Raw genomic sequence first — 8,852 nt, 5'->3', positions numbered from 1 at the left:
CGCCAGACCCAGGACCATGTTGTTGTAGACGCCGAGCATGAAGGCGCGCAGGCCCTGGTCGACCTGTGCCGCCGTCCGGGCAAAGCCGGTGCCATAGGCGGTTTGGTTTTGCTCATACGGTTGCATCAAGGGCTCTCCTTGCGAGGTGTGTTGCTTTGGGAAGATGGTCGTTCCGGCTGGCCCCTCGTTCAAGATGATGCTCCAAAGAGGCGCCGTAGAACCAGTGCCGCATTACAGGGACCTCTCTAGTACTGAAATCTCCTAAAGAGCCAAATCAGCCAGAGGGAGTGTGCTACTTACCTCCCGGAAATTTTAACACCGGAACTGCGTCCTTGCTTGCTTGGCCCGCGGCTTGGCGCAGAATGGATTTGGTCCGCTCCGCGGGATCCCTCCGAACAGCTCGTCCGAGGCTCCCGCCCGGCACGAGGCCGGCCTGTCTGCTCCGCAGACAGACCATAAGGTTCGAAAGGGAGTTCGGCTATGGTAAGGCTCAAGCAAAGAAGTGACCTGTCGGCGATCAATATCGTCAATGCCCTGCTGGCGGCCTTTCTATTCTTTTCACCTTGGCTGATCGGCTTTAAGGATGTGGAGCCGGCGTTCTGGAACGCTTGGGTCTGTGGGCCGCTGATTGGCATTCTGGCGATTACCGCTTTCAATGCCCTCTACGAATGGGAGGAATGGGCCAATGCCGCCCTTGGCATTTGGACGCTCGTGGCGCCATGGGTCCTCGGCTTCTCCCACGTGACCGGGGCGATGTGGACGCATTTGGGTGTCGGGCTGGCGATTGCAGTGCTGGCTGCTGTCGAATTGTGGCTTATGCGCCACGATCATTCGGCCAACTTCACCTAGGCCCCGCAGGTCCGGGATCACCTTGGCGCTGGCCATGCCAGCGCCACGTCTGGGTAGGGCTGACGCGCTATTCAGGAGTGGCTCCAGTGCTGTTCCGCTGCAGTCGGCTCGCTCCTGGTCCTCCAGAGCGAGTAAAAGATGCCACCCAGGATCAGCGCAAGCGTCACGCCTAGCGACACTGCCGGATCCACCTTCCCCACGATCTGGTTCCAGAAGATCTTGCCGCCAATGAAGATCAGAACGAGCGCGAGTGCGTACTTCAGGTAGTGGAAGCGGTGCACCATGGCGGCCAGCGCGAAGTAAAGCGCCCGCAGGCCCAGGATGGCCATAATGTTAGCAGTATAGACCACGAAGGTGTCCGTCGTGATCGCGAAGATCGCCGGCACCGAGTCGATCGCGAAGATCAGATCGGCAATGTTGATTACCACCAGCGCCAGGAACAGCGGTGTCGCCCAGAACACGAGTTTGCCCGTCTCCGGATGAGGGACCCGCACGAAGAAATGGTTTTCGTGCTGATGGTGTGTGGTGCGCATGTACTTGTACAAGCTGCGCACCACGATGTTGTGCTCGAGATCCGGATTGCTCTCCGGCACGAACAGCATCTTGATCCCGGTCAGGATCAGAAAGACCCCAAAGACGTAGAGGACCCAGGCATATTCATGCACGAGGGCGGCGCCGGCGGCGATCATGATGCCACGCAGCACGATGACCCCGATGATGCCCCAGACGAGTGCGCGATACTGGTACTTCCGTGGGATCGAAAAGTAGGCAAAGATCAGCGAGATGACGAAGACGTTGTCGATCGACAACGACTTCTCGATGAAGAAGCCGGTGAAGTACGAGATGCCGGCGTGGGAGCCATCTTCGGTAGCGATGAAACCGTGCTCGGAGGCCCACCAGAGAGCGGCCCCGAAGATCATCGCGATGGCGATGTAGAAGGCGGAGAGCCAAAGGCTGCGCGCCACCCCAAGCTCCTTGTCCTTCCGGTTCAGGACGCCAAGGTCAAAGGCGAGGAGAACGACGACAAAGCTCAAGAAAGCTGTCCACATCCAGGCAGGCTTTCCCAGCCATTCGGCAGAGAGGATTTCGGGCATGGGACCGGACCTATGATTGCTGCTCGCACAACATCGGCTCCGACATCACGGGGCAGATCGCATCCCGTCAGAGGGGCCCGGCGGCCGACAAGATTGACCTAAGAGGTCCAAAGGAAGGATCAAGAGGGGTTGCACTGGCCTCCCTCCGATTTCCGGACCAGTCGATAGAACGTGATCGGGACTGCATCGTGCATCCAGTCTGGACAAGTGGGCCGAGTGGCACATGGCGTGCCGTCACGCGAGCTGAGGATTTGCCCTCCTCTCATTGTTCTGTGGCTCCCCCGGGTTGGAATGCCGTTCCGGCCTTCTGCAGTAGGCTGGAACGGCGCTTTTACCCCGGCCGGCAGCTGTCGGCGCCGATGGTGATCACCGTCGAATGATGAAACAGGCGATCCAAAATCGCCGTCGCCAAAACAGCGCACCCATAAACCGATTTCCATTCGCCCACGGAGCGGTTGGAGGTGATCAGGATCGAGCCGCACTCATAGCGGCGCGACACCAGCCAGAAGAACAGATGCGCTGCATTGGCCTCGAACGGCGGATAGCCGAGCTTATCGATGATCAGCAGTTTCGGCCGCGCCAGGATCGTCAGCTGCTTGTCGAGCAAGCCATCGTCGTGGGCTTTGGCCAGCATTGCCATCAGCGTGGCCGCCGCGGCGAACTGCACGCTGTAGGTCTGCCGGATCGCCTCGCACCCGAGAGCTACCGCCAGATGAGTATTCAGGGTGCCCAGAGACCCTAAAAGCAAGACCGCGTCACCTTGCGTAGTCCAGCGGCACGTGGCCAGCGCCCGGATCTGCCGCGGGTCCAGCGACGGCTGCGCGTCGAAGTCGAAGCCGTCGAGTTCACGCGCAAACGGAAACTGCGCGGTATTGCTCCCCATAGCAATCCGCCGCTCGTCACGCCGTGCGATCTCGCGCCTGACCAGGAACGCCAGGGCCTCGTGCTAGGTCATGTCTGAACGGGCTGCTTCGTCCAGCAGCTTGTCGAGCTGATCACGGATCGCCGTCAGCTTGAGCCGGTCGAGAATCGCCACCAGGGCTTCATGATCGACACTCGTCATCACCAGCCCCCTCCCACCAGCGCCTCATATTCCGTCAGCGGCCGCAATAGGGCGGGAGGCGGGCCGAGGTCCACCGGCGCCGATCGCGCCGCCCCCCGCAGCGCCGACGCCTCCGGCCAGATGCGCCTCGAACGCCGCTATGACAGCGCCGCGATACCGGCTGGAATGTGAGCCGCGATCCCGCAGATGTCCTCACCGTTCATCTCGATCTCGCCTGTGTGAACGCCACAGCGGACCTCCGGGCCTAGGGCCCATCCGAATCTCGACATGCTCCATCTCGGATTTCCAGATTAGCGAACCATAGGCAAAGAACCACGTGACTGGTCCGCCTGGATGTGAGGTGAGGAGACTCTGCACGACTGCGTCATCTTAAACCTCGTCGGCATGGTAGGCTCAGGCCGGGTGGGGGGCAGAATCCTCCAGCACATGACGGACCTGGGCCGCGAGGTCCGGTGTAAGTGCCATCTTGCGGGTAGCCCTCATAAGCCATCTCCGGATCGAGGTTTCGTCAGCCTGACTGTAGCGCTGTGTGAGGTTTGCTTCGATCACGGCTAACGTACCCAGCTGTCTTCGTCAGGTCACTTCGCGGGTTGCCACGTGACCTTCCACACCCCGCCTTTTTCGCCTCTGTGATATCAAGACTCACGTGATCCTAAGTGGGCTTCTACCCTGATGGAGAAACCGACGATGGCAGTGCAGATGAACACGTCCGGGCAGGTGATGCGGTCCACAAGGAGGGCAAGTACCTTGAGCAGCCTCTCGCCCCTCGAACCGAACTGGTCAGAAACTATTGTTGATGTCCAGGTTCAAACGGCGGGCATCAACGATCAGCCTCGGCTCATCGCAACGATGTCTCTCGCCTTCAGCACGGACCCTGCTGTGCGCTGGCTGTACCCTGAGCCTGAGAGCTATCTTGCAAACTTCCCTCAGTTCGTCACAGCGTTCGGCGGCAGGGCTTTCGAGTGCGGGACAGCCCACTTCATCGGCGATGTTCAGGCCGCTGCGCTGTGGTTGCCACCGGGGGTAAAGCCTAACGAAGAGACACTGTCGAGCCTTTTTGAGCGTTCGGTTCCAGAGCCGCGTCAGGAGGTCTTATTCGCAGTCTTCGAGCAGATGGGTAAGTACCATCCGCATGAGCCGCACTGGTATCTGCCGCTGATCGGTGTCGATCCTGTCCAGCAACGGAGGGGGTATGGCTCCATACTGTTGGAGCATGTCCTCAAGACTTGCGACCAAGACGGCATCCCGGCCTATTTGGAATCCTCCAACCTGGAGAACATCCCACTCTATCAGCGCCATAGCTTCGAGGTGTTGGGAACCATTCAGGTGGGGAATTGTCCGCCAGTTACACCCATGCTCCGCCGTCCGCTTCAATGAGCAGCCAGAGGAGACCGTACGTCCAGAGTGCAGGAAGGGTTAGGGAGGTTCAAGAGCAGATCACACGGCGTGGGACCGGTCAAACGTGGCTGTAGCTTTCTTCCTTTTCACCCTGAATGATCGTGAGCTTCCGTATCACCGGCGGAAGTCCCGATTGTGATCATTCCCGGACATGGATAAACTCCGATCCGAACTGAGGCTGGGTCCAACGTATTAGCTTTGTGGTGCCGTTCGCCGAGGTTGGCTCCAATTCTCATTCTAGCTTTGGTATGGGCTGTTGATGGCAAACTTCCTGCGGGTCCTTCTTGCGATCCTTTTGCCACCGTTAGGTGTGTTTCTGACCGTCGGCATCAAAGGGCAGTTCTGGCTCAACATTTTGCTGACGCTCTTCGGATACATTCCCGGCATCGTTCACGCCGTGTGGGTTATCGCGCGGCGCTCTCGGCAAGTGCTTTGAACAATTCACAATAAGGTGCTCATTCACCTGAGTCGATGCCGCAAAAAGCCTTGTCAAACCTTGCCGTACGATATGCGCGCAGCACAGATCGCAGGAACGTATTGTGCTGCACGGGTTATTCCTGCTGATCCTGGCAGACCAATTCAGTTACTTTTCTTTAATCCAAATTCTGTGTGGTCGAGGACAAGACACTGCTGATGTCGTTTCGGCTTACGTCAGCAACAACTCCGTTCCAGCCGCAGACCTACCATCGCTGCTCCATTCGGTCTATTCTGCCCTGAAGAAGACTGTTCAAGGGCTGCCCCAAGAGCCACAGGTCGAGTTGACTCCTGCTGTTTCGATCAAGAAATCCGTGACGCCGGACTGCATCATCTGCCTGGAGGACGGAAAAGAGTTTAAGTCGCTCAAGCGCCATCTGCGGACCACCTACGACATGACGCCCCAGCAGTACCGCGCCAAGTGGAACTTGCCCGCCGATTACCCGATGGTCGCGCCGAACTATGCCAAGGCCCGTTCCGAACTTGCGAAGACGATGGGGCTCGGCCAGCAGCGAAGGAAGGGCTCGGCTCAGGTCAAAGCCGCTGCGGAAGAGGCTGCTCCCGCTAAAGGTCATCGCACCAAGAAGGCTGCGTAGTTCGCTTGTCACATGCGGATCGGCTACCGCCGTTCAGACGAAAGTCGCCAAACCCGGTGCTGTCTTGCACCGGGTTTTCTTTAGCACTCCTCCGGTCGCTTTGTGGGTGCGGCCGGGACGCTAGGCTTCCTGGCAAGCCGGGAGACGCCTTACTTCACCGGAACCGGCGCACGGTCCGGCGTGGATGCCGCCTTTTGAGCCGCTGCGTCGGCCTCGTGCTTCAGCTTATCGACAGCGTCGCTGCGCTTGGCCTCAAGCTCCCTTTGGCGGGCAGTTTCAGCCCTCGCCTTCCCCTCGGACCCGTGTGATCCGCGATAGTGGCACATGGTGCTTTCCCTTTCTTAGCTAACAGTCCGGGTGCTTAAAAAGGCCCATCTCAGTGTGATTTGCTCGGGTCATCCGCCGGGTTCACGTACTTGATCGCAAACGGACCTACCGAGTCGATCTGCACCACTGTTTCGGTGCTGGTGAACGCATAGTGGTTCGTGTTGGCTGGAAGCTCGGCAAATCCGCCGCTGCTAAGCTTCTCGGCCTTTGCCTCGTCGAGCTTGTCGCCCATGCCCAAGTGGAAGTCTCCGGAGATGATGGTGAGCCGCTCTGCCGTTGGATGGCTGTGAGCGGCAATCTTGAAGCCTGCGGGCGTCTTCAGGCGCATCGTAAACGGCCCCTGCTTGTTAGGATCGCCCGACAGCACCGCAATCTGGGCTCCTTTGGGCACAGCCGGCGGGGCGGGTTTCCACTGGAGTTGATCAGCCCTCATGGCATGACCAGCCTTTTGGTCCTGGGCCAGCAGAGGCGCAGAGGTGCTGAGTAAGAGCGCAGTCATGAGTATGAGCGGGCGCATGGCAAACCTCCTTCGACAAACACGCTGAACTAGGTTGGCCTTTCGACGTGGGCCAACGATCAGGGCCGGGAGAGGCTAGGTGGAGCCATGCCCTGCCGATGCGGCTCCTGAATCCGCTCCCGGTCTGCCGTTCGTGAGATCAGTCGCTACGCTGAGGCCCGACCGGATGCCGCAGCGGTCATCGCGGCCAAGTTCGGAGGTGGTGCCATGGCGGACCTCCTTTCGGTGGCTGTGCGAACTCCTCAAAAGGGCGGCACGTGCCCCTCCCGGGAGCAGCAAAAGGTTCTGCCTGTCGGAACGGACTGTCAAGCGAGAGGATGACATCCGGAGGACCGGCGTGTTGTGCTCGCGCAGAATCCAATGCGGCAATGAATGCCTGGGATAAAGTCCCGGAAGGCGTCCATGGCCGTCTCAAACGTTCTCTCAGGCAAAACAGCCGTCGTTACGGGTGGCTCATGAGGCATTGGTCGAGCCATTGCGGAGCGCCTCAAGCAGCCCGGGCACGGGTCTGGATCTTGGACATTGCTCCTATTGAACAGGAGGGATTACGTCTCTCACGGCGGATGTCACGACGACTGATCAGGGCACCGCCACCGTGGCCACATCCTTGCACACTCGCCGCGCCTCGACATCCTCGTCACCTGCGCGGGGCTTCTGGGGGCGCAAAGGGATTATTTCAGAGTTTCAGCTACTGCGTCGAGGCCGCAGTGAGGGAGAGCGCAGTGTTCAAGGGCAGCCATTTTGATCGATGCGTGATCCCGCTTTGCGTCCGCTGGCACCTGGCTTGCAGTCTCATCCTTCGAAATCTCGAGGAGATGATGACCGAGCGAGGCATCTCCGTCGATCATGCCACCGTCCATCGCCGGACTGTTCACCATGTCCCGCTCCTGATGGAGCAATTCAATCGGCCTAAGCGGGCGGTCACCGGCAGGTGGCACGTGGATGAACGCTTACCAAGGTTCGTGGGCAGTGGCGGTAGCGGCGACACCGTCGAGTCCCGGTTCAGCGAAAGGCGCAACCTTGCTGCCGCGAAGCGGTTCCTGCGCAAGGCCCCCAAGCGCCACGGCCGGTCCGAGCGGATCGTCATCGGCGGCAGCCAGACCAATCGTGAGGCGGTCCTCTCCTGCGACACGACAGACCGCCTGCAGGACCAACCTCGGCAGAAACTGAATCCGACAAGATGCTGATCTCAACAATCATATCGAGCAAGACCATCGTGCCATCGAGAAGTGAGTGCGGCCAAGGCTTGGCTTCAAGTCGACTAGCAGCGCTCGCGTGATCCTTTGCCAGAAATTGCGACAGAACCCTCTTGCGTGGGGTTGCAGACGGCAAAATGCCTCGATCGAACAACCTTGTTACCTGATGGATGGCTGCCACGTCTCGGTCGATTGGCTTGACCCACTGGTCCAGAGTTCGGCGCTGCTCGGTCGGCCCGGCACGCTTCTCGCGGCACTCGGTGGCAACAGCCACCAATTCCGACGAACCGATCGAATGTCCTCAAGCGCCGTAGGGGCAAGGCTCTCCACACCGTGAGATAGCCGCGCACCGGCACGCGCCGCAGCGATCCCTGCTGGTGGCGTCGGCCTCCGGCTGCTAGCCGATGGCCAGGAAATCAATGACAACCCGGACGGCCGGAAGCTGGCCACGCCGATGCGGCGTCAGGATCGTGGAGGTCACGCTCCCTGCGGTCCAGTCCGGCAGCACCATTGCCAGTTCCTCGGTTCCGACCAATACGGCTGTCATGGTCTCAGGAAGACAGGCGATGCCAAGTCCCGCAGCCGCCGCCCTCAACAGTACCGAGGACTCATCGGCAATCAGTCGCGCCGCCGGAGTGACCTGAACCTCGTGGCCGTCACCGTCCGTCAGGTGCCATGTCCTCGACGCGGGACCCGTCAGCAGCCCGTCGTGCCTGGCGAGGTCCTCCGGACGTTCCGGCGTGCCCCGCCGTGCCAGGTAGTCCGGCGCGGCGACCAGCGTGATCCGCTCGATCTTCATCCGGCGCTGCATGAGATCGGAATCGGGCAACGGCGCGAAATGGCTCCGGACCGCGATGTCGAAACCTTCCCGGACCAAGTCGACGAAACGGTCGGTGACGTGGAGTTGCAGGTCCAGCTTGGGATAGGCGCGGGCGAGAGCCGGCAGGCGCTCGGCGAGGTGGAACTGCGCCACCGGTACGGAGGCGGTGATCCTCACTGGGCCTGCCGGCTCCGCCTGCCGTCGCTGCACCACGCTCTCGGCGGCCTGCGCCTCGATGACGGCTGCCCGTGCATGGTCATAGAAGTCCTGGCCAACATCGGTCAGCACGAAGCTGCGCGAGCTACGATGGATCAGGCGCGTGCCGAGATCCGCCTCGAGCTCGGCGACACGCTTGCTGATCGTCGACTTGGGAATGCCAAGGTGACGCGCCGCGGCCGCGAAGCTCCCGCTATTCACCGCCTGGACGAAGATATGCAGATCGTTGAAGTTGAACCTCATGCGCCATCGTTCACGCTTGTGGACTTTCGGTTCCCAAAGTAGCCACTACAGCCTCAAAG

The 8,852-nt window shown here is 60.3% G+C and carries 7 protein-coding genes and 3 pseudogenes; 5 read left to right on the top strand and 5 right to left on the bottom strand.

The features are described 5' to 3' along the window. Positions 1-126, bottom strand: a pseudogene (locus tag GR328_RS27585) (BAX inhibitor (BI)-1/YccA family protein); the annotation flags it as partial. A gap of 354 nt (positions 127-480) precedes the next feature. On the opposite strand from GR328_RS27585, the gene GR328_RS19600 reads away from it, so the two are divergent. Beyond that, positions 481-849 carry an SPW repeat protein gene (locus GR328_RS19600; RefSeq protein ID WP_160886785.1) on the top strand — a complete coding sequence of 123 codons (369 nt, stop codon included), beginning with the start codon at positions 481-483 and terminating at the stop codon, positions 847-849. Between the two features lie 71 nt (positions 850-920). On the opposite strand, the gene GR328_RS19595 is transcribed toward GR328_RS19600, so the two are convergent. Both GR328_RS19595 and istB read right to left on the bottom strand, forming a co-directional pair. Further along, positions 921-1,943: a TerC family protein gene (locus GR328_RS19595; protein WP_160886783.1), complete on the bottom strand. Its 1,023-nt coding sequence runs from the start codon at positions 1,941-1,943 to the stop codon at positions 921-923. 262 nt (positions 1,944-2,205) lie between these two features. Further along, positions 2,206-3,006 (bottom strand): annotated as a pseudogene (gene istB, locus GR328_RS19590) (IS21-like element helper ATPase IstB). A 687-nt stretch (positions 3,007-3,693) separates the two neighbouring features. Between istB and GR328_RS19580 the strand changes: the two are divergent. The 3 genes from GR328_RS19580 (at position 3,694) to GR328_RS19570 (ending at position 5,474) form a co-directional block, all read left to right on the top strand. Further along, positions 3,694-4,383 carry a GNAT family N-acetyltransferase gene (locus GR328_RS19580; protein WP_246215981.1) on the top strand — a complete coding sequence of 230 codons (690 nt, stop codon included), beginning with the start codon at positions 3,694-3,696 and terminating at the stop codon, positions 4,381-4,383. Positions 4,384-4,663: 280 nt separating this feature from the next. Next, entirely contained in the window at positions 4,664-4,840 is a 177-nt protein-coding gene (locus GR328_RS19575) for a YqaE/Pmp3 family membrane protein (RefSeq protein WP_160886779.1), read from the top strand. A gap of 160 nt (positions 4,841-5,000) precedes the next feature. Beyond that, positions 5,001-5,474: a MucR family transcriptional regulator gene (locus GR328_RS19570; protein WP_160886795.1), complete on the top strand. Its 474-nt coding sequence runs from the start codon at positions 5,001-5,003 to the stop codon at positions 5,472-5,474. 376 nt (positions 5,475-5,850) lie between these two features. Here GR328_RS19570 and GR328_RS19565 read toward each other — a convergent pair whose 3' ends face one another. Continuing rightward, a complete protein-coding gene (locus tag GR328_RS19565; RefSeq protein ID WP_246215987.1) occupies positions 5,851-6,234 on the bottom strand; it encodes a cupin domain-containing protein in 384 nt (127 codons plus the stop codon). Positions 6,235-7,040: 806 nt separating this feature from the next. Between GR328_RS19565 and GR328_RS19560 the strand changes: the two are divergent. After that, positions 7,041-7,548: pseudogene (locus GR328_RS19560) on the top strand (IS6 family transposase); the annotation flags it as partial. Between the two features lie 363 nt (positions 7,549-7,911). Here the strand turns inward: GR328_RS19560 and GR328_RS19555 are convergent. Continuing rightward, positions 7,912-8,793, bottom strand: a complete 882-nt coding sequence (locus GR328_RS19555) for a LysR substrate-binding domain-containing protein (protein ID WP_160886775.1) — start codon at positions 8,791-8,793, stop codon at positions 7,912-7,914. Positions 8,794-8,852 lie beyond the last annotated feature (59 nt).

Origin of the sequence: Microvirga makkahensis (assembly GCF_009830105.1) — a bacterium.
Classification (GTDB): domain Bacteria; phylum Pseudomonadota; class Alphaproteobacteria; order Rhizobiales; family Beijerinckiaceae; genus Microvirga; species Microvirga makkahensis.
Note: the sequence above shows the minus strand (reverse complement) of the source record. Positions and strands in the feature narration are given on the sequence as shown.